This window comes from Janthinobacterium sp. 344 (assembly GCF_900112025.1).
Taxonomy (GTDB): domain Bacteria; phylum Pseudomonadota; class Gammaproteobacteria; order Burkholderiales; family Burkholderiaceae_D; genus Janthinobacterium.
The window spans coordinates 1-23,999 of sequence record NZ_FOKL01000017.1 but is presented as its reverse complement, the minus strand read 5'-3'; the positions used below and the strand labels follow the sequence as shown (position 1 = coordinate 23,999).

At 63.2% G+C, this 23,999-nt stretch carries 19 protein-coding genes; 8 read left to right on the top strand and 11 right to left on the bottom strand.

The window, feature by feature from the left end; translation table 11 throughout:
* Positions 1 to 33 precede the first annotated feature (33 nt).
* From BM193_RS27260 to BM193_RS27250, 3 genes are all read left to right on the top strand, one after another.
* Entirely contained in the window at positions 34 to 2,415 is a 2,382-nt protein-coding gene (locus tag BM193_RS27260) for a M1 family metallopeptidase (RefSeq protein ID WP_092804333.1), read from the top strand.
* A 118-nt stretch (positions 2,416 to 2,533) separates the two neighbouring features.
* Positions 2,534 to 4,393, top strand: coding sequence for a M1 family metallopeptidase (locus BM193_RS27255; protein WP_092804297.1), 1,860 nt, complete (start codon positions 2,534 to 2,536; stop codon positions 4,391 to 4,393).
* Positions 4,394 to 4,413: 20 nt separating this feature from the next.
* The gene (locus tag BM193_RS27250; RefSeq protein ID WP_092804300.1) at positions 4,414 to 6,063 is read left to right on the top strand and encodes a serine hydrolase; all 1,650 of its coding nucleotides are present in this window, start codon (positions 4,414 to 4,416) and stop codon (positions 6,061 to 6,063) included.
* Between the two features lie 34 nt (positions 6,064 to 6,097).
* On the opposite strand, the gene BM193_RS27245 is transcribed toward BM193_RS27250, so the two are convergent.
* The 10 genes from BM193_RS27245 to BM193_RS27205 all read right to left on the bottom strand — a co-directional run bounded on the left by BM193_RS27245 (position 6,098) and on the right by BM193_RS27205 (position 16,134).
* Positions 6,098 to 6,925, bottom strand: a complete 828-nt coding sequence (locus tag BM193_RS27245) for a class I SAM-dependent methyltransferase (RefSeq protein WP_175533438.1) — start codon at positions 6,923 to 6,925, stop codon at positions 6,098 to 6,100.
* Positions 6,926 to 7,005: 80 nt separating this feature from the next.
* Complete coding sequence (locus BM193_RS29335) at positions 7,006 to 7,140, bottom strand: hypothetical protein (protein ID WP_302847695.1); 135 nt, start codon at positions 7,138 to 7,140, stop codon at positions 7,006 to 7,008.
* 54 nt (positions 7,141 to 7,194) lie between these two features.
* Entirely contained in the window at positions 7,195 to 7,974 is a 780-nt protein-coding gene (locus BM193_RS27240; RefSeq protein ID WP_092804303.1) for a spermine/spermidine synthase domain-containing protein, read from the bottom strand.
* A 59-nt stretch (positions 7,975 to 8,033) separates the two neighbouring features.
* Positions 8,034 to 8,558 carry an FxDxF family PEP-CTERM protein gene (locus BM193_RS29000; protein WP_217638533.1) on the bottom strand — a complete coding sequence of 175 codons (525 nt, stop codon included), beginning with the start codon at positions 8,556 to 8,558 and terminating at the stop codon, positions 8,034 to 8,036.
* A 224-nt stretch (positions 8,559 to 8,782) separates the two neighbouring features.
* Entirely contained in the window at positions 8,783 to 10,132 is a 1,350-nt protein-coding gene (locus BM193_RS27230) for a sensor histidine kinase (protein ID WP_254786449.1), read from the bottom strand.
* Positions 10,132 to 11,478, bottom strand: coding sequence for a sigma-54-dependent transcriptional regulator (locus tag BM193_RS27225; RefSeq protein WP_092804306.1), 1,347 nt, complete (start codon positions 11,476 to 11,478; stop codon positions 10,132 to 10,134). The genes BM193_RS27230 and BM193_RS27225 overlap by 1 nt, the downstream gene beginning before the upstream one ends.
* 46 nt (positions 11,479 to 11,524) lie before the next feature.
* Positions 11,525 to 12,760 (bottom strand): ABC transporter permease, encoded by a 1,236-nt coding sequence (locus tag BM193_RS27220; protein WP_092804309.1) that lies wholly within the window; start codon positions 12,758 to 12,760, stop codon positions 11,525 to 11,527.
* Between the two features lie 30 nt (positions 12,761 to 12,790).
* The gene (locus BM193_RS27215) at positions 12,791 to 14,101 is read right to left on the bottom strand and encodes an ABC transporter permease (protein ID WP_092804312.1); all 1,311 of its coding nucleotides are present in this window, start codon (positions 14,099 to 14,101) and stop codon (positions 12,791 to 12,793) included.
* Between the two features lie 10 nt (positions 14,102 to 14,111).
* On the bottom strand, positions 14,112 to 14,840 hold the full coding sequence (locus BM193_RS27210; RefSeq protein WP_092804315.1) for an ABC transporter ATP-binding protein: 729 nt from the start codon (positions 14,838 to 14,840) through the stop codon (positions 14,112 to 14,114).
* A gap of 28 nt (positions 14,841 to 14,868) precedes the next feature.
* Positions 14,869 to 16,134 (bottom strand): efflux RND transporter periplasmic adaptor subunit, encoded by a 1,266-nt coding sequence (locus BM193_RS27205; RefSeq protein ID WP_092804345.1) that lies wholly within the window; start codon positions 16,132 to 16,134, stop codon positions 14,869 to 14,871.
* Positions 16,135 to 16,291: 157 nt separating this feature from the next.
* Between BM193_RS27205 and BM193_RS27200 the strand changes: the two genes are divergently transcribed.
* The gene (locus BM193_RS27200) at positions 16,292 to 17,962 is read left to right on the top strand and encodes a MutS-related protein (protein WP_254786448.1); all 1,671 of its coding nucleotides are present in this window, start codon (positions 16,292 to 16,294) and stop codon (positions 17,960 to 17,962) included.
* Positions 17,963 to 17,985: 23 nt separating this feature from the next.
* Here BM193_RS27200 and BM193_RS27195 read toward each other — a convergent pair whose 3' ends face one another.
* Positions 17,986 to 19,911, bottom strand: a complete 1,926-nt coding sequence (locus BM193_RS27195; protein WP_139176383.1) for a phosphoethanolamine transferase — start codon at positions 19,909 to 19,911, stop codon at positions 17,986 to 17,988.
* A gap of 414 nt (positions 19,912 to 20,325) precedes the next feature.
* Here BM193_RS27195 and rpsL point away from each other — a divergent pair, with 414 nt between their 5' ends.
* The 4 genes from rpsL to BM193_RS27175 all read left to right on the top strand — a co-directional run.
* Positions 20,326 to 20,709 carry a 30S ribosomal protein S12 gene (rpsL, locus tag BM193_RS27190; protein WP_010394376.1) on the top strand — a complete coding sequence of 128 codons (384 nt, stop codon included), beginning with the start codon at positions 20,326 to 20,328 and terminating at the stop codon, positions 20,707 to 20,709.
* Between the two features lie 152 nt (positions 20,710 to 20,861).
* Positions 20,862 to 21,332, top strand: a complete 471-nt coding sequence (rpsG, locus tag BM193_RS27185; protein WP_010394377.1) for a 30S ribosomal protein S7 — start codon at positions 20,862 to 20,864, stop codon at positions 21,330 to 21,332.
* Positions 21,333 to 21,440: 108 nt separating this feature from the next.
* Entirely contained in the window at positions 21,441 to 23,546 is a 2,106-nt protein-coding gene (fusA, locus tag BM193_RS27180; protein WP_092804318.1) for an elongation factor G, read from the top strand.
* Between the two features lie 72 nt (positions 23,547 to 23,618).
* On the top strand, positions 23,619 to 23,999 hold a 381-nt coding region (locus BM193_RS27175; protein ID WP_175533318.1), incomplete at its 3' end, for a GTP-binding protein.

Sequence of the window (23,999 nt, the reverse complement as noted above, 5' to 3'; positions counted from 1 at the left end):
AGTTCTGTCCACGACTCCCAGATGGAATGCGCCATGCCGGTCTTCGTCCGCTTGCTTGCCTTGTGCTGTACGCTGTTTGCCTCCTTGCCCGCGCTGAGCGCCGGCGTGCCGTTCGACGACAAGTTCCGCCAACTCGATGAGCTGCTGCCCACGCCGGGCGCCTACCGCACCGCCTCCGGCGCGCCGGGCCACGCCTACTGGCAGCAGCGCGCCGACTACGTGATCCGCGCCAGCCTCGATGAAGCGCGCCGCGAAATCACGGCCAGCGAGCAAGTCACGTATCACAACCGCTCGCCCGACAGCCTGGCGTACCTGTGGCTGCAGCTGGACCAGAACGGCATCCGCAAGGACGCGGACCAGCGCCGCGTCCTGAGCGCGCCGTCGCGCCAGGCCTGGCTGAGCGGCAACGAGGACGAGGCGCTGAAATTCGAGGACTGGCGCGCCATCCAGGAAGGCCGGACATTCGATGGCGGCTTCAATCTGGCCAGCGTGACCTCGGCCAGCGGCAAGCCGCTGCCGTACGTCGTCAACCAGACCATGCTGCGCATCGATTTGCCGGTGCCGCTGGCGCCGGGCCAGAGCGTTAGCTTTCACATCGCCTGGTCGTATAAGATCAATGACCAGAAGGTGCTGGTCGAGCGCTCCGGCTACGAGTATTTTGAAGACGACAAGAACACGATCTTCCAGATCGCGCAGTGGTTCCCGCGCATGGCCGCCTATTACGATGCCGTCGGCTGGCAGAACAAGCAGTACCTGGGCACGGGCGAATTCGCCCTGGAATTTGGCGACTACGAGCTGTACCTGACGGTGCCGTCCGACCATGTGGTGGCCGCCACGGGCGAATTGCAGAATCCTGCCGCCGTGTTGAGCGCGGCGCAGCGCGAGCGCCTGGCCCGGGCCAGGAACAGCAATGCGCCGCTGCTGGTGATCACGCCGGACGAGGCGCTGGCGGCGGAAAAGGGCAAGGCGGCGGGCACGAAAACCTGGCACTTCAAGGCGGCCAATGTGCGCGACGTGGCCTGGGCGTCGAGCCGCAAGTTCATCTGGGATGCGCAAGGCCTCGACAGCGGCGGCAGGCGCGTGCTGGCCATGTCCTACTATCCGAACGAGGGCAATCCGCTGTGGCAGCAGTACAGCACGCGCGCCGTGGCGCACGCCATCGAGCAGTACAGCAAATACAGTTTCGACTATCCGTATCCGGTGGCGATCTCCGTCAATGGCGCCGTGGCCGGCATGGAGTATCCGATGATTGCGTTCAATGGCGGACGCCCCGCGAGGGACAAGAAGACGGGCGCGCTGACGTATTCGAAGACGACGAAATACGACCTGATCGGCGTGATCATCCACGAGGTGGGGCACAATTATTTCCCCATGGTCGTCAACTCGGACGAGCGCCAGTGGGCGTGGATGGACGAGGGCCTCAATTCCTTCCTGCAGTACCTGGCCGAGCAGGCGTGGGAAGAGCATTTCCCGTCCTGGAATGGCGAGCCGCGCAAGATCGTCGACTACATGCGCAGCCAGAACCAGGTGCCCATCATGACCAATCCGGAATCGGTGCTGCTGCTGGCGCCGAATGCCTACGACAAGCCGGCCACCGCCCTGAATATCCTGCGCGAGACCATCCTGGGACGCGAGCTGTTCGACTTCGCCTTCAAGCAGTATGCGCAGCGCTGGAAGTTCAAGCGCCCCACGCCGGCCGATTTTTTCCGCACCATGGAAGACGCCTCCGGCACGGACCTGGACTGGTTCTGGCGCGGCTGGTTTTATTCCACCGATGCCGTCGACATCAGCATCGACGGCATCAGCGAGTATGGCGTGAGCACGAGGAATCCCGAGATCGAAAAAGCCTGGAAGAGGGCGCAGAAGGCGGCCCAGCCCATCTCGATTTCCGACCAGCGCAACCAGGCGCTGCCGAAGAAGGTCGACCTGGACCCCGCGCTGAAGGATTTTTATAACCGGCATGACGACTTCACAGTCACCAACAAGGACCGCAACGCTTATGCGGAAGAGCAGGAAGGGCTGGAGCCGTGGGAACGGGCGATGCTGGAACAGCGCGCCCGGGGCAAGCATCTGTACCTGGTCGATTTCTCGAACATTGGCGGCCTGGTGATGCCGCTGATCCTGGAAATCGAGCTGGCCAGCGGCAAGAAGATCGTCGAGCGCGTGCCGGCCGAAGTGTGGCGCTACTCGCCGAAAAAAATCAGCAAGGTGATCATCACCGATGAACCGATGGTGGGCCTGGTGCAGGACCCATACTGGGAGACGGCCGACATCGACACCAGCAACAACGCCTGGCCGAGGAAAATCACGCCATCGCGCCTGGAACTGTTCAAGCAGGAGCGCGACAAGAACAACCTGATGAAGGATTTCAATGCGCCGTTAAAGGCGCCCGAAGCCAGGCCAGAGGCGAAATAGGAAAACAGCGCCGGCCCCTCCGGCGCTTTTTCCGCCGGGCCTGCGCCGGAAGTGCTATTCTGCGCGACGCCCCGGCGCACACGGACCGGGGTCTTCGCAAATCATTCAAAAGACGACCATGCAAACTATGACCTATTTGCGCGCGCTGGGCTGTGCGCTACTTTGCCAGGCGACCCTGGCCGCGCACGCCGACCCCCTGAGCTATGCGCGCTACGACCAGGTGCGCACGCGCGACCTGCAGCTGGACCTGAAGGCGGACTTCAAGCAAAAGACCCTCTCCGGCTATGCCGAGCTGTCCTTGAACTGGATCGATCCGCAAGCGCGCACGCTGGTGCTCGACACGCGCGACCTGGCGATCGCCAAGGTGCAGGTACAGCACAAGCGCGGCGCATGGCAGATGGCGCCGTACCAGCTGGACAAGGCCGACCCGGAAAAGGGCCAGGCGCTGCGCATCACCACCACGGGCCAGCCTGAAAAAGTGCGCGTCTACTATCACACGGAGCCGAATGCCATCGCGCTGCAGTGGCTCACGCCGCAGCAGACCATGTCGGGCAAGCTGCCCTTCATGTTCAGCCAGTCGCAAAGCATCAACGCCCGCTCGTGGGTGCCGTCGCAGGACACGCCGGCCGTGCGTTTCACCTATAGCGCGCGCATCGATGCGCCAGCGGGCATGCGCGTCGTGATGAGCGCCGAGAATGATGAAAAGGCGACGGGCAAGGGCGGCTGGAAATTCAAGATGCCGCAGCCGATTCCCTCGTACCTGCTGGCCATTGCCATCGGCGAACTGGAAGTGCGCAAGCTGGGTCCCCGCTCGGCCGTGTATGCCGAACCGCCGCGCATCAAGGCGGCCGAATACGAGCTGGCCGATACGGAAAAAATGATCCAGGCGGCCGAAGCGCTGTATGGCCCGTATGGCTGGGGGCGTTACGACATGATCGTGCTGCCGCCATCGTTCCCCTACGGCGGCATGGAAAACCCGCGCCTGACCTTCCTCACGCCGACCATGATCGCGGGCGACCGCAGCCTGGTCGACCTGATCGCGCATGAACTGGCCCACTCGTGGTCGGGCAACCTGGTCACCAACGCCTCGTGGAAGCACATGTGGCTCAACGAAGGCTTCACCACCTACGTCACGACGCGCATCGTCGAGCAGCTGTATGGCAGCGAAGTGGCGCAGATGGGCGTGCAGGTCGACCAGGAGGAACTGGCCGCCTCGATCCGCGAATTGCCGGCGGCGAAAACGGCATTGATCACGCGCGATGCGGACGCCAATCCGGCGCAGACGTATACGGACGACGGCATCATCTATCCGAAAGGCGCCTGGTTCCTGGCCACCATGGAGCAGCGCGCGGGCCGCGCCGTGTTCGATCCCTTCCTGCGCGGCTGGTTCGACCAGCACGCGTTCCAGAGCGTGACGACGGACCAGTTCATCGCCTATCTGCGCAAGAACCTGCTGGCGCAGCATCCTGACGTGATGCCGGCGGCGGAACTCGACGAGTGGCTGTATGGCACGGGCGTACCGGCCAGCGCCAAGCGCGTCGTCTCGCCGCGCCTGGCGCTGCTCGACCAGCACCGCGACGCCTGGCTGAAAGGCGAACTGGCGACCAAGGACCTGGGCATGGACAAGTGGATCGCCATCGAATCGATGCACTTCCTGAACGACATCAACAACAAGGCCAGCGCGGCGCAGTTGCGCGAACTGGACCAGGTTTATGGCGTGGGCAAGAGCGGCAACAATGAAGTGGCCTACCGCTTCTACCTGGCGTCCGTGAACGCCGGCTACGACGTGCAGCAGCCCTTGCAGGCCTTCCTGCTGAGCGTGGGCCGCCAGAAGTTTGTCGTGCCCCTGTACAGCGCCCTGATGAAGACGCCGCAGGGCCATGCCTGGGCCAAGGACGTGTATGCGAAGGCGCGCGAACGCTATCATCCGGTGACGCAGGAAAGCGTCGACAAGCTGATGGCCGCGCAAGCCCGTTAACCTGACTGGACACCATGAACATGCAGACCATGAACCGTATCGCCGCCGCCATCGTGCTGGCGTTTTCCAGCGTCACCGTGCCGGCGCAGGCCGCCGACGCCGCGCCAGTCGTCGCCGCGGCGGCAGTGCCAGCGCCCGCCTTTGATCTTGAGCGCGACGTCACCAGCGCCCTGAAACTCTTCGATGTGCCGGGTATTGCGATTGCCATCGTCAAGGATGGCAAGGTCGTCACGACTCAGGGCTTTGGCGTGCGTAAGATCGGCGAGCCGGCCGCCGTCGACGCCAAGACCCTGTTCGAGGTGGCATCGAACTCGAAGGGCTTCACGGCCGCCGCGCTGGCCATGCTGGTCGACGAGGGCAAGCTGGCCTGGGACGATCCCGTCACCAAACACCTGCCCGGCTTCCAGATGCACGATTCCTACGTGACGGGCGCCATGACCATCCGCGACCTGCTGACGCACCGCAGTGGCCTGGGCCTGGGCGCCGGCGACTTGCTGTGGTGGCCCACCACGACCTTTACCACCGACGAGATCATCGAGAAGCTGCGCTACATCCGTCCGGCGACGAGTTTCCGCAACAGCTACGCCTACGATAACCTGCTGTACATCGTGGCCGGCAAGATCATCGCCGACAAGGCGGGAAAAAGCTGGGGCGAGGCCATGCACGAGCGCATCCTCGCGCCGCTGGGCATGACGGCTACCACCACCAGCCTGCTTGAAAACGCGGGCAATCCCGACGTCGCCACGGCGCACAGCAAGATCAACGGCAAGATCGCCGCCGTCAAGTCGATGCCGGTGCCGAACGCCGTGGGCGCCGTCGGCATCAACACGAACGCGGAAGATATCGCCAAGTGGATGATGGTGCTGCTCGACGAAGGCAGGATCGCCGGCGTGACGGACAAGGATGGCAAGGAAGCGCGCCTGATCAGCGAGAAGCAGGCGCGCGAGCTGTGGACGGCGCAAACGCCGATCAAGATCCCGGAACCGAAACCGGCGCTGGCGGCAACGAAACCGAACTTCAGCGCGTATGGCCTGGGCTTCCAGCTGCGCGACTACAAGGGGATGAAAGTGGCCATGCACGGCGGCGCGCTGCAGGGCTTTTATTCGCGCGTGCTGATGGTGCCGGAAGCGAAGCTGGGCGTGGCCATCCTGACCAACGCGGAAAATGGCGGCTCCATGACGGCGCTGCAATGGCGCATCCTCGATCATTACCTGCAGGCGGCGCCGTCGGACTGGCTCGCGCTGGTGGCCAAGGTGGAGCAGGAGCAGCATGCCGAAGAGGTGAAAAAGCAGGGCAAGGCGTCGAGCGCGCGCGCGGCGAAATCGCAGCCTTCGCTGCCGCTGGCGGCGTACGACGGCGAGTATGAAGATGCGTGGTATGGCAAGGTCGTGATCAAGCCGGAGGGGAAGAAGCACATCCTCAGCTTTACGCGCACGCCGGACCTGACGGGCGAGCTGGAACACTGGCAGCACGATACCTTCATCGTGCGCTGGAAGGAGCGCAACTTCAACGCCGACGCGTATGTGACGTTCTCGCTCAACCCGGACGGCAGCATCGACCGCGTGAAGATGGCGCCCGTCTCGGCCGAGACGGACTTCAGCTACGACTTCCAGGACCTGAGCCTGGTGCCGGTGCCGGCGAAGGAAGGCAAGAAGGAAGGCAAGAAGTAAGGCAAAAGGCCACCGCGAGGTGGCCTTTTTTACATTATGGCTTGACGAACTTCAGCGTCATGCGGTCGCTCTCGCCGATGGCCGTGTACTTGTCGCGTTCCACGTCCTTGTTGGCGTAGGTGGGCGGCAGGGCCCAGACACCGCCCTGGTGGTCGGCATGGTCTTTCGGATTGGCGTTGATTTCCGACTTCGCCGCCAGTTTGAAACCGGCGCCTTCGGCCAGTTTGATCACATATGCTTCATGCATGTAGCCGCTGCTGGCCGTGGCGTCCTGCGCCTTGCCAGCCGGCAGGCGGTGCTCGACGATGCCGAAGACGCCACCCGGTTTCAGACTGTCATAGACTTGCTTGAACAGGACCTGCATGCCTTCCTCGCCGATCGGTATCCAGTTGTGGATATTGCGGAAGGTGAGCACCATGTCGGCCGTGCCTTTCGGCGCGATGCGGTAGGTGGTGGGCGGCGCGAAGGCACCGATTTCCACCTTGCCGAAGGCGGCGGGATTGGCGTCGAGTTTTTGCTGGAAGCGTGCCGCGCTGCGCCGCGCACCTTCGCTGGCCGATTGCGGATCGCTGCCGGCCGCGATCAGCTTGCCATTCTCGCGCAGGTAGGGCGCCAGGATTTCCGTGTACCAGCCGCCGCCGGGCGCCAGTTCCACCACTGTCATGTTCGGCTTGATGCCAAAGAAGGTCAGCGTTTCATACGGGTGGCGCGCGCCGTCGCGTGCCGCGTTGCCCGGCGTGCGCGCGCCGCCGGCAATGGCCGCCTTCAGGGCCGCGTCGGTGCCGTCGGCAGCCAGTGCCGCGCCGCTGCCGCCGCAGGCCAGCATGATCGTCAGGGCCGCGGCCAGGGATACTCGCTTCATCATCATCTGCTCCATTCATGAGTGGGTCGGTTGGTGGCTATCGCCATCAACGCCGATCATCGGGCAAGCACGCGGACGGGTCAAGCGGATTCCATCCCCCAGGCGGCGGCATACGCGGGCATGTCGCTGGTGTTGAGCGCATCGGCGATGGCCGTGCATTCCCTTGGGCTGCCGCCGCGCACGCAGGGCAGGCGGCCAGGCGCCAACTTTGCCATCGGCGCGTCCATCGGTGCATGCTGCCGGCGTGATGCGGCGCCGTTTTCACGCCTTTACTGCTGGTCCAGCATCCATTGCTTCAAGCCGTTGACCCAGTTCTTGGCGGGCAGGTTGAACTGCTTCTTGATGGCGGCGGCACGCTCGTACAACTCGCTGAAATCAAGCGACGGCGATTTTTTGAAGGCCAGCACGACGATGTTCTCGTCTTCCATTTCCGGCACCCAGACGACGGCGTCGAAGACCAGTTCCATCGCCTGCAGGTTCTTGTCGTAGTTGGGGAAGTCGCCGAAGACATTCGTGCACATGATGCCATCGTCCGTCAGGCAGTCGAAGCAGGCCTGGTAGAACTCGGGCGTGTCGAGCACGGGGCCGCGCGCCTCTTCGTCGTACAGGTCCACCTGCAGCGCGTCGATGCTGCCGTGGTTGGCCGGGTCGAGCACGAAGTCGAGCGCATTCATTTCGCGCACGTCGAGGCGCGCATCGTTCGGCGGCAGCGCAAACTGCGCGCCGCAGATGGCGATCACGTTGGGATTGAGTTCGATGGCCGTGACCGTCGCGTCGGGAAGCCGGCGGTAGCTGAACTTGGTCAGCGCGGCGCTGCCCAGGCCCAGCTGCACGATGCGTTTCGGCTGCGTCTTGAAGAGCATCCACATCATCATCATCTGCACGTATTCGAGCTCGATGGCGTCGGGTTTGTCCAGGCGCATGGCGCCTTGCACCCACTTGGTGCCCAGGTGCAGATAGCGGATGCCGCGATGTTCGGTGGTGGTGGCCGGCGGGTGGCCAGGATGGCTGAAAGCGCTGCTGCTGGTGGAAGTGAAATCGGTCGTCATGGCGCCAGTGTAGCAGCCGGCCGAAAAAAAGACGCCGCAGCGTCTTTGGGGTGGAGCGTTCAAGCTTGCTTGCGGCGCCGCGCCAGGAAGCCCAGTACACCGAGGCCAGCCAGCAGCATGCCATAGGTTTCCGGTTCCGGAACAGGCGCCAGGTTCAGGTTGAAGGTACCGCCGTAGCTGCCGCCATTGGTGTTGCCCATCACGGTCAGGGTCAGCGGGCCGTTGAACAGCAGGCTGGTTTGCGCCAGCACCTGGCCTTGCGCATAGCCGAAGACGGTAGGCCCGCCAAAGCCCGTCAGCGAGATCCCGTTCAAGTTGGCACTGGTGAAGTTGATCGCGGAAGCATCGCTGCCCGTGACCGACAGGTTGGCCAGGAAGGCTTGCGCGGTCGAACCGAATGTCGCATTCGGGGTGAACGTGAAAATGTCCGTAAAGGCACCGAGCGGGCTCGGTGTGGCGTTGAAGCCGCCCGTCCACAGATTGCCTGTGGTATTGGTCAGGTTGACGGTGTACGACGCTGCACAGGCGCTGCCGATGGATGCCGCACCCAGTACCGCTGCTGCGATGAGTGATTTCAGTTTCATGGTTATCCCCGCGAAAAGACGATTGATGTTTCAAAAAACCGTACCGCGGAGCTAAGTTATCGCCAAGACATTTTATTGTCAATGAGCTATTTTTATATCATTATGCAAACTTAAATAGCTTATTTCTAACACACGGGCACGCCGAGCATTTACTTGCAAAATAGAACATACAAATTGTTGATATGGCACAATAAATAATTGTAAATGGTGTGATCTAAAAATCGTTATACACGGATCTCATTTCTGTCCAGCAAGGGAAGGATGAGGGTCACGGCCAGGCCGCCGCCTTCGCGGTTGGCCAGGGTGATGCGCCCGCCGTGGGCTTCGGCGATTTCGCGCGCCAGGGCCAGGCCCAGTCCCGTGCCGCTGCGCTTGGTGGAGTAGAACGGCACCAGCGCGTTTTCCAGCACGGCGCCGCTCATGCCCGGACCACGGTCGCGTACCTCGATGCGCAGCTGGCCTTGCGCCTGGCTCACGTGCAGGCCGATGTGCGTTTCGCGCGAGCCCGATTCGCGCGCATTCTTGAGCAGGTTCAGCAGCGCCTGCTGCATTTGCGCTGCATCGAAGACGGCCGCTTGCGCGGGTGGCTGGCCGTCCAGCGTGAAGGGCGCTTGCGAGGCCAGGCTGTCGAGAAAGGGCTGCCATTCGCAGGCTGCCAGGCGCGGCGCGGGCAGCTTGGCAAAGCGTGCATAGCCGAGGATGAAGCTCTCCAGGTGGCGCGTGCGTTCCTCGATGGTGGCGAGGATTTGCGGCAGGCGTTCCGTTTGTCCGCGGCGTACCAGCTCGGCGCCCGAATGGGCCAGCGAGGCCAGGGGCGCCAGCGAATTGTTCAGCTCATGGCTGATGACGCGGATGACCTTTTTCCAGGTCTGCACTTCCTGGCGCCGCAATTCCAGGGTCAGCTGGCGCAGCAGCAGCAATTCATGCTGGCGGCCATTCAGGCTGAAGCTGCGCCGCGCCAGGTGGTACACCTCTTCCTGTTCGCCTTCACCGCTGGTAAACAGGCCGTCGCTGGCGCGCGCCAGCGCTTCGGCCAGCGCCGGCGCCGCCTGCTGCACGATGTCGGCCAGGCGCTGTCCTTCCAGCCGCCGCCCCTGGTGCAGCAGCTGGCGCGCGGCCAGGTTGGCGTAGACGATGGCGCTGCCATCGGCCACCAGCAGCATGGCCACCGGCGTGTTCTGCACCATGGTGTCGAGCAGCAGCTCGCGCTGTACCAGGTCCAGGCGCTGCTTGCGCAGCACGTCCCCGAGCGCATTGTGGGTCGCCACCAGGTCGGCCAGTTCATCGTTTTGCGGCCAGCGCAGGCTGAAGGCGAAGTCGCCGTCCTGGTAGCTGGCGACCGTGCCGCTCAAGGCGCGGAACAGCGACAGCATCGCTTGCAGCTGCGCGCGGATGGTGATGATGGCGATCGGCAGGATGCACAGCAGGGACAGGCCCAGCACCAGCCACGGCTGGCCGGGCAGGAAGTGCGCGAGCAGCAGGGCGATGCCCATGCCCAGCACCAGCAGGGTGACGATCAGCGCCGTCCAGCGCGTCAGCAGCGAAAGGCGCAGGGCGTTCGGGCGCATCGGCATCAGGCGCGCGCGATGCCCAGGCGCTCCATGCGCCGGTACAGCGCCTGGCGCGACAGGCCCAGTTCCTGCGCCGCCTGCGCCACCACGCCGTGGGCGCGCGCCAGCGCCGTCACGACGCTGTCGCGGTCCGGTTCCGTGGTCGCGCCATCCGGTGGCGCGCGGGGCGTGGCCGCTGGCGGCAGGCCCAGTTCCGGCGCCTGGATCACGGCGCCCGGCGTCAGCAGGCTGGCGCGCTGCATGACGTTTTTCAGTTCGCGCACATTGCCGGGCCAGCCATGCGCCAGCAGGCTGGCCTGCGCCTGCGCATCGAGGCGCTTGTCCGGTCCCAGGAAATGCCGCGCCAGCACCAGGATGTCGGCCGGACGCTGGGCCAGCGGCGGCAGGCGCAGCTCGATCACGTTCAGGCGGTAGAACAGGTCTTCGCGGAAGGTGCCGGCGCGGATCATGGCCGGCAGGTCGGCATTGCTGGCGCTGATGACCCTGACCTTGACCTGGCGTTCGCGGTTCGATCCGAGGCGTTCGAAGCAGCCCGTTTCCAGCACGCGCAGCAGTTTCATCTGGCCGGCCAGCGGCAAATTGCCTATCTCGTCGAGAAACAGGGTGCCGCCGTCGGCCGCATCGAACTTGCCGTCGCGCGCGCGCGTGGAACCCGTGTAGGCGCCCGCTTCGGCGCCGAACAGTTCGGCTTCGATCAGGTCCACCGGCACGGCACCGCAGTTGAGCACCACGAAGGGGCCGTCGGCGACCTGGGAATTGGCTTGCACGATGGCGGCGATGCGCTCCTTGCCGCTGCCGTTCGGCCCCGAAATGAGCACGGGCACGTCGGCGCGCGCCACCTGGCACGCCAGGTGCACCACGCGCTCGGTGGCGGGGTCCTGCCACACCATGCCGCGCAAGTCGAAGTCGTGTTCGAGCGCGTGGCGCTGGCGCTGCTCGGCCAGCACGCGCTGGCGCAGGGCCTGGCTGGCCTGTCCCAGCTCCAGCAGGTTTTGCACGCTGGCGATCAGGCGCCGGTCGTCCCATGGCTTGGCCAGGTAATCGGCCGCGCCGGACTTGATCAGGTCGACGGCCGCATCGAGCTGGGTCCAGGCCGTCAGCAGGATCACGGGCAGGTCGGGGTAGCGGGCGCGGATGGCGTGGAACAGCGCGCCGCCTTCCTCGCCCGAGGTGGTGTCGGCCGTGAAGTTCATGTCCTGCACCACCAGGTCGATGGGATGGCGCGCCAGCAGCGCCAGGCCTTCCTCGGGCGAGGCGGCGCGCAGCGCATCGATCTCGTGCAGCGAGAACAGCACGTCGAGCGCGATGGCCACGGCGGCATTGTCGTCAATAATCAGTACGGTAGGCATGCGCGCAGCATAACATTGTCATGACGGCCAGGGCAGGGGCAAATGCTCACGTGCTGCGCGTGGCGGTGGCCGGCGAAATGCTGGCCGCGCGCCAGGCCGGGCCATACACGGCGACCAGTCCCAGCAGCCAGAACACGAGCGCGCCGCCCAGCAGGTAGTACAGGGGCAGGCGCGCCATTTCCAGCTGGCTCACCAGCAGGTGGTTCAGCGCCAGGGCCAGCACGACGCCGGCGGCCACGCCCACGCTGGTGATCATGAAATTCTCCGTCAGGAAGTAGCGCAGGATGTCGACCTTGCGCGCGCCCAGTGCCCGCCGCACGCCGATCTGCTTGCGCCGCTGCGTCACCCACAGGCTGGCGATGCCGACGATGCCGCTGGCCGTCACCAGCAGCAGCAGGGCCGAGACGGTGATCAGCATCCACGACAGGGCGCGGTCGGCGCGGTAGCGCGTGTCGCGGTCCTCGTTCAGGCTGCGGATGCGCACGATCAGCTTGTCGGGCGTGGCGGCGCGGATGGCTTGCTCGGCTTCCTTCATCACGCGGTCGCGCTGGCCGGCTTCCGTGCGGATGGTCAGCAGGGTATCGCCGTCGCCCGTCAGGCGCACGGGAAAGATCACGGAATACTCGCCCTGTTCGCCCACTTCCGCGCCCTGGGTCTGCAGCCGGTCGATGACGCCGACCACCTGCAATTGCTGGGCATCCTCGCCCGTGCCGAGGAACAGGGGCATGCCCAATGCGCTGCCGCCGCCCGGATGGATTTTTTCAGCCATGGCCCGCGTGATGATGACTTGCGGTGGTGATACTTGTGTCACGTTCTGGTCGATCTCGGCGATTTCGGCGGGCGTGAAGTCGCGGCCTTCCCGCAGTTGCAGGCCCCAGGTCTTGATCAGCGAGTCGGGTGTGAGATACACGGCAGCGATGGCGGAGCTGTTTTCCTGCTTGCGGCTGGCGGCGAAGCCGCTGTTGCTGCCGCTGCGCGACAGCGGTACCTGACTGACCTGCGCCACGGAGACGACGCCGGGCACGGCGCGCGCGGCGGCGGCCAGGCGTTTTTGCAAGGCCAGTTCCTCGTTGTGGCCCAGCGGACGCAGGTTGCGCGCCAGCAGGTGAAACACTTCGCTCTCGGCCGCCACGCCGCTGGGGCGTGCCGCCACTTCCTGGCGCACGTTGACGATATGCAGGGCATTGGCCAGGATGGCCAGGCTCAAGGCTACCTGCACGGCGACCAGGATGGCGCCGGTTTTGCTGCGCATCAGCGCAGACAGGATGGGTCGGATTTCCATGATGGTCCTATTCGTGTGCGGTGGCGGCGGTCATTGGGATTTGAGCTGGATGGCCGGCGTCACCTGGCAGGCGCGCCAGGTCGGCAGCAGGCCGGCCAGGATGGCGGCGGCGACCGAGAGGACGAAGGTCATGGCCAGCATCACCCAGTCCATGTGCGCGGCGACGGTCAGCTGCTTGGACTGCATGCCGATCAGGGCCAGGGCGCCGAAGGACAGCAGCAATCCCAGCACGCCGCCGGCCAGGCCGATGACGGTCGTCTCGATGAGGAACTGGCGGAAGATGTCGCTGCGCGACGCTCCCAGCGCGCGGCGGATGCCCACTTCGGAAGCGCGCACGGAAAACTTCGCCAGCAGCAGGCCGATGGTATTGACCAGGCACAGGGCCAGGAAGCCGAACGCCAGCCAGGCCGACAGCTTGTTGTCGTTGCCGACCACGCGCAGGTGGACCAGCCATTCATCGATGCTGAACAGGCGGTTCGGCGCGGCGCGTTTCAGGCGGCCCAGCTTGCGCTGTTCCTGCGCATAGCTATCGAGGTAGTTCTGCAGCTCGGCGCGCTGGCCATCGCCGGCCATCTCGAACCAGAACTGCATCCACGTGCATTCCGAGTCGAGCGTGCCCTGGAATCCCGGCTCGCGGTTGCCGCTGCAGCTCATGCTGCCGTTGTGTCCCGTCTGGTGACGGATCGCGCTGGTGAACGGGATGAAGTAGCTGTCTTCGCTGCCGAAGGCGCCGCTGCCGATGATGCGGTGGATGCGCGGCACGGGATCCCATTTGTCGAGCACGCCCGTGATCTGGAACTGGAAGCCCATCAATGTCATGCGCTGGCCCACCGGGTTGCTGTCGCCATACAGTTTTTCCGCCAGCTTGCGCGACAGGACGATGACGTCGGCGCCGGCCGCATCGTCGGCGGCGCTCCATGGCTGGCCATACAGGAACGGCGTCTCGAACATGGGGAAGAAGTCGCGGTAGGCGGCCAGTCCCTGCGAGCTGAAGGCGCCGATGTCCTTGCGCTCGGGTTCGATGGCGCCGCCCACGCCGTACATGACGCTGCGGCGCTCGCCGATCTTGCTGTTCTGGAAGTTGACGGCGTCGCGGTAGCTGAGCTGCTTGTCGCCCGATTCGTTGCCCGGGGTGTAGCCGGAGAGGGAGCCATTGTCCACCAGCGGCACGAACATGCGGCCGTTCTTGTGCGGCAGGGGATTGCCCGACATGACGTGCAGGATGGTGAGCGTGGAAATGCTGGCGGCCACGCCAATGGCGAGCGTCAGCACCATCAGCGCCGTCAGGGCGGGATTGCGGCGCAGGCTGCGCAGGCCAAGCAGGAAGTAGTACTGGAACATGCGTCTATCCTCAGGCAGTGGCGGCGTTGCTGCCGGCCTTGGCCGGGCTGCTGGCCAGCGTCGGTCCCTTGTGCGCCAGGTCCGACACCTGGCCGTCGATGATGTGCACGTTGCGCTGGCTGCGCAGCGCCAGTTCGGGATCATGCGTGACCATCAGGATGGTGGTGCCTTGCGCGTTGATGTCTTCCAGCAGTTCCATCACGCCGCGCGCCATCTGTGTGTCGAGGTTGCCCGTCGGTTCATCGGCCAGCAGCAGCTTGGGCGAGCCGGCCAGCGCGCGCGCGATCGCCACGCGCTGCTGCTGGCCGCCCGACAGTTCGGCCGGATAGTGCTTCATGCGCGAGGCCAGTCCCACCTTGGCCAGCGCATCCTCGATGCGTTCGCGCCGCTCGGCGCTGTTGTAGCCTCGGTAGCGCAGGGGCACGTCGACATTGTCGAACAGCGACAGGTCGGGGATCAGGTTGAAGCCCTGGAAGATGAAGCCCAGTTTTTCATTGCGCAGGCGCGAGCGGGCATTGTCGTTCATGCCTTTCACGTTGACGCCATCGAGGATGTATTCGCCATCGGTGAATTCTTCCAGCAGGCCGGCGATGTTCAGGAAGCTCGTCTTGCCGGAACCGGATGGCCCCGTGACGGTGACGAATTCGCCCTGCTTGACGTGGATCTCGAAGCCGCGCAGCGCGTGCGTTTCGATCATGTGGGTGCGATAGACTTTGTTCAGGTTTTGCATGCGCAGCATGGCGAGTCTCCGGGTAGATGAGAATGGATTAATTGAGCGAGACGCGGGCCGCGTTCTCGAAGGCTTCCGTGCCGGCGACGACCACCTTGTCACCCTGCTTCAGGCCGCCGAGGATTTCCACGGCCGAGACGCTGGTGGCGCCCATCCTGATGGGCGTGCGGATGGCCACGCCGTCGCGCACGACGTAGGCGAAGCGGCCGCCTTCGGCCTCGACGAAGGGGCCGCGCGCCAGCATCAGCACGTTCGGCTTTTCGTCGATCAGCAGGCGTGCCGTGACGCGCTGGTTCTGCCGCAGGCCGGCCGGCTGTTCGCCGTTGAAGCGCACGCGCGCCAGCACCTGGTTCTTCACCACTTCGGGCGACAGCGCCGAGAGTTTGCCCGTCGCCTTGATGGCGCCCGTCTCGATCTCCGCGCCCATGCCCAGGCCAATGTCGGCCACGTACGTTTCGGGTACTTCCAGCTCCACTTCCAGCTGCGACAGGTCGACCAGCGTCATCAGCGCCGTATTGGCTTGCACCACGCTGCGGTTGGCCACCGACAGGGTGCCGATGAAGCCGTTGACGGGCGCGCGCACGGTCAGCTCGTCGACGCGGCGCTGGGCGTTGTCGCGGCTCAGGCGCTGGCGTTCCAGTTCGTTGACCTTGGTCTTCAGCGCCAGGGTCACGTCCTCGCTTTCCAGGCCCGCCGCCTGCGACGCGTGCTTGCTGCGGATCTCGGCGGAATTCAGGGCATCCTTCGCCTTCTGGTAATCGATCTTGGCGATGATGCCCACCTGCGCCACGCTTTCATAGCGTTCCAGCGTGCGCTGCGCGGACAGGCGGTCGATCTCCGCCGTGTCCGCTTCGCGCCGCGCCAGCAGCTTCTGTTTCTTGGCCAGGATCTGCTGGCGCGCCACTTCCGCCTCCAGCTGCTGCACGCTGGACTGTTCGCGTTTCAGGGCATCGGACAGGTCGGGCGATTCCAGCACGGCAAGGATGTCGCCCTTCTTGACCGTATCGCCCGCCTTGGCCTTCAAGGTCACGGTGGCCACCGTGGTGGAATATAAGGTGGGGCTGATGGCCGCCACCACGCGGCCATTCACGGCGGCGTCGCGGATCAGGGTGCCGCGCGTGACCTCGGCGATGCGCAGGCGGCTGGCGTTGACGGAGTGTTCGCTGTTGCGCCAGCCGGCAAACACGGCAATGGCGCCACCGATGACGATGACGGCGCCGGCCAGCAGCAGGGCGCGTTTCTTGTGGCGCTGGCCCGCCGGGGCGGACAGCACGGCGTCTTGGGAGGAGGTATCGCGGATCATGGTGGACATTTCGTGGACAATGCCCATTGCTATGCACGATCCGTGCCACTGTATAAGCCATTGATCTGCAAGGAGAAAAACCGCGGTGTCCGGCTGTCCGCCGTGTCCGCGCCGTCCGCCAGGTGTCCGCCCGGCCGCAGCGGCCGGGTCTGCGGCGATGGATCTTGATAATCTGGCAATCGACCTGATCTGTGCCGTGGCAGTGATGGCGCGCGGCGCCATGCTGCTCACTGATTGGAGCATGATGCCGTCCTCGCCCTCCCTTGTTGCCCGCCTGAACCGCTGGCTGCGCCAGTTTGCCAGCCTGCCTGAACCGGCGGAATTCGATTATCCGTTTGCCCGCAGCGACATTGCCATGCTGCAGCAGGTCGAAGGTAGCCCGCTCCAGCTCGATGAGCAGACCTGGGATGAAATGCTGCTCGATGACTACCATGCGCAGCTCGCCGCACAGACCAGCATTCTTGGCCAGCAGCGCCTGCATCAGCGCCTGGCGAGCGGTATTGCAGGCGCCGCCTCGCGCGCGCGCATCGCGGCCCTGCTGGCCGCGCCGGCGCAGCAGGCGGCGCTGGAGCAAGCCATGCGGCCGCTGCGCACGGCGGACATGGAGGTGGCGGCGCTGCTGTGCGGCGCGCCGCCGCCAGCACCGCCATGGTGGAGCCGCTGGCTGCTGCTGCCCACCCTGGTGCTGCTGGTATCGCTGCTGGCCGCGTGGCTGGTCGCGCCGCTGGCATGGGCCGTCGTGGTGCCCGTCTGGCTGGCGCTGATGGCGTTGCAGATGTGCTTTCATGACCGCTGCAAGCCGTGGGAGCGCAGCGTGTTTACCGTGCAGCGGATGTTGCTGGTGCATGGCCGCCTGGGGGCGCTCGACCTGCCATGCACGGCGCCGCTGCGCGAAGGCGCGCGTGCCGCAGGCGCGATCAACCGCCAGATCACGCCGCTGCGCTGGATCAAGATGATTCCCCTGCTGAGTGAGTATGACGACTGGCTCATGCTGGGCAATATCCGCCGCTATTTTCACAGCCTGCGCGTGGTGCGGCGCGAACGCGATGTTTTGCGCCAGAGCTTCCTGCTGCTGGCCGACCTGGAGGCGGACCTGGCCCTGGCGCGCCATGTGCGGGCGCGGGCGCGGTTCTGCTGGGCGCAGGAGGGCGGTGCGCGGCACTGGTCGCTGGACGCCATGGTGCATCCGCTGCTCGACGGTGCCATGCCGCTGTCGTTGCGGCTCGATGGGCGCGGCGTCTTCATCTCGGGGCAGAATGCCATCGGCAAGAGCACCTTGCTGCGCGGCGTGGGTCTCAATCTGATCAGCGCGCGCGCCTTCGGCTTTTGCTATGCGCAGGCGGCCAGCGTGCCCATGCTGCCGCTGTATTCGAGCATGCAGAATGAAGATTCGCTCGATGGCGGCGAAAGTCTGTATATCGCCGAACTGCGCCGCGCGCGTGAACTGCTGGCGCTGGCCGGAAGCGGCGCGCCGGCGCTGTTCCTGATCGACGAGATCTTTCGCGGCACCAACCACCTCGAATCGGTGGCGGCCGCGGCCGCCGTGCTGCATACGCTGGCAGCGCAGCATCCGGTGCTCGTCTCGTCGCACAACCTGGTGCTGGGGCCCTTGCTGGAAGACTGCCTGGCGCCCTGGTGCGTGCGCCGCGACGCGCATGGCGCGCTGCTGCTGGCGCCCGGCGTGCTGCAGGTTACCAACGGCATCGCCCTGCTGGCCCAGCGGGGCTTTGGCCTGGACATCGAAGACAAGGCGGGCCGCGTCTTCGACTGGCTCAGCACGCACATGGCGCAGCCGGACGATTGCGCGGGCGTGCTGGCGCGGGCGTGACGGCCGCGCTTGCTTATCCTCGCTTATTTGTCCTGTTTTTCCGGCGTGCTCTTGTCGATCACTTCGCGGCAGTCGCCACGAATGATGGCGTTGTCGTAATTGGTCCAGCCGTAGCTGTCGACGTAGCGCTTGTGCTGCTTGAAGCGGGGGCTGGCGATGCTCCATTCGGGCTGCTCGCCGGCGAAACGGATGTCGCCCAGGTCTAGCAGCGTGTGGAACATGTTTTCCGTCGACAGCCGCGCCTTCTGATGGCGCTGCAGCTGCGTCACCTTGTCCGGGTAGTGCTGCTGGAATTGCGGCGAATACCAGACGAAGGCGGGCACGTGGAACTCGAACTGCGTGTTATGCCCGTGGAACGCCAGGCGGCAGCTGCCGTCGTACAGGGTCTGGCCGTGGTCGGCCACGTAGACGAGCGAGCTGCGCAGGGCCATGCGCTGGCCATCGTCTTTCAATATGCCGATCACGTTCGACAGGAACCAGTCCGTGTACAGGATCGAGCTGTCATAGCTGTTGTTCAGCTGCGGCTTGATGGCCGTGTCCGTGTACACGGGCTTGTCGACGCCGAACAGCGACGGCTGCCATTTGTCGAACGATTTCGGATAGCGCTGGCTGTAGTTCCAGTGGCTGCCCAGGGTATGCAGCACGATGAGCTTTTTCGGCGCCGGATCGGCCAGCGCGTTTTTCAGCGGGTCGAACAGGATCTGGTCGAAATTCGAATTATTGGTAAAGCCGCCCAGGTTCAGGAACTGCACCACGTCCGCCTCCTTGGCGAAGACGGAGACGGGCGTGTCGAACTGGCCGAACGAGATCTGGTTCGACAGCCAGTAGGTCTTGAAGCCCGCTTCCTTGTAGGCCGTGAGGAAGGATTTTTCCGAAAAGCCATCCTTCAGGCTTTGCGTGGCCGGCTTGCGCGAGATGATGACAGGCACCGACAGGCGCGTGGCGGAGACGGCCGTGATGACGTCGGCCAGCGGCACCAGGTTGCTTTCCTGCTTCAGCAGGGGATTGGTGTCGCGCTCGTAGCCGTTCAGGCTCCAGCGGTCGTAGCGCGACGATTCGCCGATCACCATCACCACCACTTCCGGCTGGGTGTCGGGATGCTGCTGGTGCGCGCCGAAACGGAAGCTGCTGCTTTTCTGGCCCAGTTCGGCCAGGTAGCGGCGTTCCTTGTAAAAGTCCAGGCCGCGCGCCATCAGGCCGAAGGGCCAGGAATTGCTGATGGTGTCGAAGGTGTAGGGCAGGCGCGCCCAGTGTGGCAGGCTGGGCCAGCCCAGGCCCGTCTCGTCGGCGCCGGCGATGCTGGCATTTTCGGGCTTGCTGCTTTCCTCGTCTTCCTCGGCCGTTTCATCCTCGGCCGCGCTGGCGTCGCCGAAGCCGGAGGCGTGCGCCTTGCCGCTGGCCGCCGGCGCGCCGCTTTTGCCGGACGCGGCGGCGCTGTGCAGCACCTTGGCGTCGAAGCCGAATTCGTAGCCATAGCCCCAGAAAGCACCGAGCAGCAACAGCAGCGCGAAGGCGGCCGGCCGCGTCTTGCCGCGCCAGTCCAGGTCGCGCGTGCGCGTGGCCGCATACCAGCTGAGCAGGCACCAGGCGATGACGCCCAGCATGACGGCGCCCATCAGCCAGACCTTTTGCCCGAGAAATTCCATCGCTTCCTTGGGACTGGTTTCCACGATGATGCCCAGATGGTGCGTGGAAATGCCCTGGCCGTAAAAGATAAACAGGTAGAGCTCCGTCGGCAGCGCGAGGAAGGCGGGCACCAGCAGCCAGTGGAAGTAGGCGGGGCGCTGGAAGAGGCTCCAGACGGCCAGCCAGGCCAGCAGCTCGAACGTGAGCATCTGCCAGGGATGCTCGAGCGCACGCCCCAGCAGCACCGGGATGAAGGGCACGGCCGTCAGCAGGGCATACGTCAGCAGCAGGAACAGATTGGCGGGGCGAAGCAAGGAGCGCATAAGGGAGGGCAGCGAAAAATGTCCGCTATTATCATTCCTTTTGCCATCGCGTGGTCGTACAAGAACAGCCCTGGCAGCAACTTGTTCACAACGAAAGAGTGTCGGATCGGCAAGGGGGCGGCTAGTGCAGCGCCAGGAAAAATTAGCCAAAATGCCACGAACGCGCCGTCTTTTTGCCTTTTTTTATAGCAAAAAGCCGTAAACTGATTGACCCCCTGTAACACAAGGTCTAAACTAGCGAGTTCTCGATTTTATTCTGCACATCGTTTACGTGTTACTTGGTATTTCTTGGCCGCTCCTTATCGAGTGGCTGCGGGTGCCTCCGGTGCGCAGCAGATAAGAACGGGACGAGGTTTTAGTCGCCGGGCATCTTGCCCGGGTTATTAATCGTATTTTTTTGTTGGATTTATAACGATGCCAACCATCAATCAATTGATTCGCAATCCACGCGTCGCCTTGACCGTGAAGAGCAAATCGCCGGCGCTGGAAAACAGCCCGCAAAAGCGTGGCGTCTGCACACGTGTTTACACCACGACTCCAAAGAAGCCTAACTCGGCTCTGCGTAAAGTCGCTAAAGTTCGCCTGACCAATGGTTTCGAAGTCATTTCGTACATTGGCGGTGAAGGCCATAACCTGCAAGAGCATAGTGTTGTGCTGTTGCGCGGCGGCCGCGTCAAGGATTTGCCGGGTGTGCGTTACCACATGGTTCGCGGTGCTCTGGATACCCAAGGCGTTAAAGACCGTAAGCAATCGCGTTCGAAGTATGGTACCAAGCGCGCTAAAGCAGGCAAGAAGTAATAAGTTGTACGCAGCAAACCCAAGTTTCGCTCAGTGGCAACTAGCTAAGTGAATGTAGTCGACCGCATCTGGTCGAGTAAGTGGAGGACTATGATGGTCGTCCGCGAGTGTGCGAAGAACGCGCGCTCAACTGAAGATTGAAAGGAATTGATATGCCACGTCGTCGTGAAGTACCCAAGCGCGAAATTTTGCCAGATCCAAAATTCGGCAACACTGATGTCGCTAAATTTGTAAACGTGCTGATGCTGTCCGGTAAGAAATCGGTTGCAGAAAACATCATCTACGGTGCCTTCGAGCACATCGCAGCAAAATCGGGCAAAGATCCGCTCGAAGTTTTTGCTACCGCAATCAACAACGCCAAGCCGTTGGTTGAGGTGAAATCCCGTCGCGTCGGTGGTGCAAACTACCAGGTGCCGGTCGAAGTTCGCCCAGTCCGTCGTATGGCCCTGTCCATGCGTTGGTTGCGTGAAGCTGCTAACAAGCGCAGCGAAAAATCGATGCCACAACGCCTCGGCGGTGAGCTGATGGAAGCGGCTGAAAGCCGCGGCGGCGCGATGAAAAAACGCGACGAAGTCCATCGTATGGCTGAAGCGAACAAAGCGTTCTCGCATTTCCGCTTCTAATATAAAGCCAGCTACCGCAAGGCGGCTGTCAAGCATCTGTTGTTCGAGGCCGGGCTCATTTTTGCAAAAAAATGCTGCTCGGTTTTGTCCATTCATTTAGGATTAATTATGGCCCGCAAGACCCCCATTGAGCGCTATCGTAATATCGGTATCTCCGCTCACATCGATGCAGGTAAGACGACCACGACCGAGCGCGTCCTGTTCTACACAGGCGTGAACCACAAGCTGGGCGAAGTCCATGATGGCGCCGCCACCACCGACTGGATGGCACAGGAGCAAGAGCGCGGTATCACGATTACCTCGGCTGCTGTTACGTGCTTCTGGAAAGGCATGGCAAACAACTTCCCAGCGCACCACATCAACATCATCGACACCCCAGGCCACGTTGACTTCACCATTGAAGTGGAACGTTCGATGCGCGTGTTGGATGGCGCCTGCATGGTTTACTGTGCAGTCGGCGGCGTGCAGCCACAATCGGAAACGGTATGGCGTCAGGCTAACAAGTACAAAGTGCCACGTCTGGCCTTCGTGAACAAGATGGACCGTACCGGCGCCAACTTCTTCAAGGTTTACGATCAGATGCGTTCGCGCCTGAAAGCCAACCCGGTGCCTATCCAGATGCCGATCGGCGCTGAAGACGTCTTCACCGGCGTTATCGATCTGGTCAAGATGAAGGCCGTCATTTGGGACGACGCTTCGCAAGGCATGAAGTTCGAATACGAAGACATTCCTGCACACCTGGCCGCCGATGCTGCCAAGTGGCGCGAGAACATGGTGGAAGCCGCTGCTGAAGCGTCGGAAGACCTGATGAACAAGTACCTGGAAGAAGGCGACCTGTCGGAAGCCGAGATCAAGGCTGCTCTGCGTCAGCGTACCATCGCCAGCGAAATCGTTCCAATGCTGTGCGGTACCGCCTTTAAAAACAAGGGCGTACAGGCCATGCTGGACGCGGTCATCGAGTACCTGCCATCGCCAATCGACATTCCGCCTGTCCCAGGTCTGGATGAAGATGAGCAGCCGGTCGAGCGCGCCGCTGACGACAACGAGAAATTCTCGGCACTGGCGTTCAAGATCGCAACCGATCCGTTCGTGGGTCAGCTGTGCTTCATCCGTTGCTACTCGGGTACCCTGAATTCGGGCGACTCGGTGTTGAACTCCGTGAAGCAGAAGAAAGAGCGTATCGGCCGTATCGTGCAGATGCAAGCGAACGAACGCGAAGAAATCAAGGAAATGCGCGCTGGCGACATCGCCGCTGTTGTGGGTCTGAAAGACACCACCACGGGCGATACGCTTTGCGACGACAAGGCAAGCGTGGTTCTGGAGCGCATGGTCTTCCCTGAGCCAGTGATTTCGCAAGCGGTTGAGCCAAAAACCAAGGCCGACCAGGAAAAAATGGGCCTGGCGCTGAACCGTCTGGCAGCAGAAGATCCATCGTTCCGCGTGCGTACCGATGAAGAATCGGGCCAGACCATCATCGCCGGTATGGGCGAGTTGCATCTGGACATCATCGTTGACCGCATGAAGCGCGAATTCAACGTTGAAGCCACCGTCGGCAAGCCACAAGTGGCTTACCGCGAAACGATCCGTAAAGTGTGCGAAGAGTCGGAAGGCAAATTCGTCAAGCAATCGGGTGGTCGTGGTCAATACGGTCACGTGGTTCTGAAGATCGAACCGCAAGAACCGGGCAAGGGCTTCGAATTCGTTGACGCGATCAAGGGCGGTACCGTTCCTCGCGAATACATCCCTGCAGTTGAAAAAGGTGTGCGCGACACGCTGACTTCGGGCGTGATGGCTGGCTACCCAGTTGTTGACGTGAAAGTCACGCTGTTCTTCGGTTCGTACCATGATGTTGACTCGAACGAAAATGCATTCCGCATGGCCGCTTCGATGGCATTCAAAGATGGCTGCCGCAAAGCATCGCCAGTCATCCTGGAGCCGATGATGGCCGTGGAAGTGGAAACGCCGGAAGACTACGCCGGTACCGTGATGGGCGATCTGTCGTCGCGTCGCGGTATGGTGCAAGGCATGGATGAAATTGCTGGCGGTGGCGGCAAGATCATCAAGGCCGAAGTGCCGCTGTCGGAAATGTTCGGTTACGCCACGTCGTTGCGTTCGTCGACCCAAGGTCGTGCGACTTACACGATGGAATTCAAGCACTATGCTGAAGCACCTAAGCATGTGACTGAAGCAATCGTAAGCTCGAAAGCTAAGTAATAGAAGTTCCGGGCCGGCTTTCACGAGAGTGCCGGCCCCTACATTTAAATCATTGTTCTAAGGAAGAATAAAATGGCAAAAGGTAAATTCGAACGGACCAAGCCGCACGTCAACGTCGGCACCATCGGCCACGTCGACCACGGTAAAACCACGCTGACCGCTGCAATCGCAACGGTTCTGTCGAAGAAATTCGGCGGCGAAGCCAAAGCATACGACCAGATCGATGCGGCTCCAGAAGAAAAAGCGCGCGGTATCACGATCAACACCGCCCACGTCGAGTACGAAACGGAAACCCGTCACTACGCACACGTTGACTGCCCAGGCCACGCCGACTACATCAAGAACATGATTACCGGTGCCGCGCAGATGGACGGCGCGATCCTGGTGTGCTCCGCAGCTGACGGCCCAATGCCACAGACCCGCGAACACATCCTGCTGGCCCGCCAAGTTGGC

Coding starts and splice junctions, on each gene's coding strand:
- BM193_RS27225 (WP_092804306.1), bottom strand. CDS start 11,478: ATGCCTACCGTACTGATTATTGACGACAATGCCGCCGTGGCCATCGCG.
- BM193_RS27240 (WP_092804303.1), bottom strand. CDS start 7,974: ATGACGACCGATTTCACTTCCACCAGCAGCAGCGCTTTCAGCCATCCT.
- BM193_RS27195 (WP_139176383.1), bottom strand. CDS start 19,911: ATGCGCTCCTTGCTTCGCCCCGCCAATCTGTTCCTGCTGCTGACGTAT.
- BM193_RS29335 (WP_302847695.1), bottom strand. CDS start 7,140: ATGGCAAAGTTGGCGCCTGGCCGCCTGCCCTGCGTGCGCGGCGGCAGC.
- rpsG (WP_010394377.1), top strand. CDS start 20,862: ATGCCACGTCGTCGTGAAGTACCCAAGCGCGAAATTTTGCCAGATCCA.
- BM193_RS27255 (WP_092804297.1), top strand. CDS start 2,534: ATGCAAACTATGACCTATTTGCGCGCGCTGGGCTGTGCGCTACTTTGC.
- rpsL (WP_010394376.1), top strand. CDS start 20,326: ATGCCAACCATCAATCAATTGATTCGCAATCCACGCGTCGCCTTGACC.
- BM193_RS27245 (WP_175533438.1), bottom strand. CDS start 6,925: ATGAAGCGAGTATCCCTGGCCGCGGCCCTGACGATCATGCTGGCCTGC.
- BM193_RS27200 (WP_254786448.1), top strand. CDS start 16,292: ATGGATCTTGATAATCTGGCAATCGACCTGATCTGTGCCGTGGCAGTG.
- BM193_RS27205 (WP_092804345.1), bottom strand. CDS start 16,134: ATGATCCGCGATACCTCCTCCCAAGACGCCGTGCTGTCCGCCCCGGCG.
- BM193_RS27230 (WP_254786449.1), bottom strand. CDS start 10,132: ATGCCGATGCGCCCGAACGCCCTGCGCCTTTCGCTGCTGACGCGCTGG.
- BM193_RS27260 (WP_092804333.1), top strand. CDS start 34: ATGCCGGTCTTCGTCCGCTTGCTTGCCTTGTGCTGTACGCTGTTTGCC.
- BM193_RS27220 (WP_092804309.1), bottom strand. CDS start 12,760: ATGGAAATCCGACCCATCCTGTCTGCGCTGATGCGCAGCAAAACCGGC.
- BM193_RS29000 (WP_217638533.1), bottom strand. CDS start 8,558: ATGAAACTGAAATCACTCATCGCAGCAGCGGTACTGGGTGCGGCATCC.
- BM193_RS27215 (WP_092804312.1), bottom strand. CDS start 14,101: ATGTTCCAGTACTACTTCCTGCTTGGCCTGCGCAGCCTGCGCCGCAAT.
- fusA (WP_092804318.1), top strand. CDS start 21,441: ATGGCCCGCAAGACCCCCATTGAGCGCTATCGTAATATCGGTATCTCC.
- BM193_RS27250 (WP_092804300.1), top strand. CDS start 4,414: ATGCAGACCATGAACCGTATCGCCGCCGCCATCGTGCTGGCGTTTTCC.
- BM193_RS27210 (WP_092804315.1), bottom strand. CDS start 14,840: ATGCTGCGCATGCAAAACCTGAACAAAGTCTATCGCACCCACATGATC.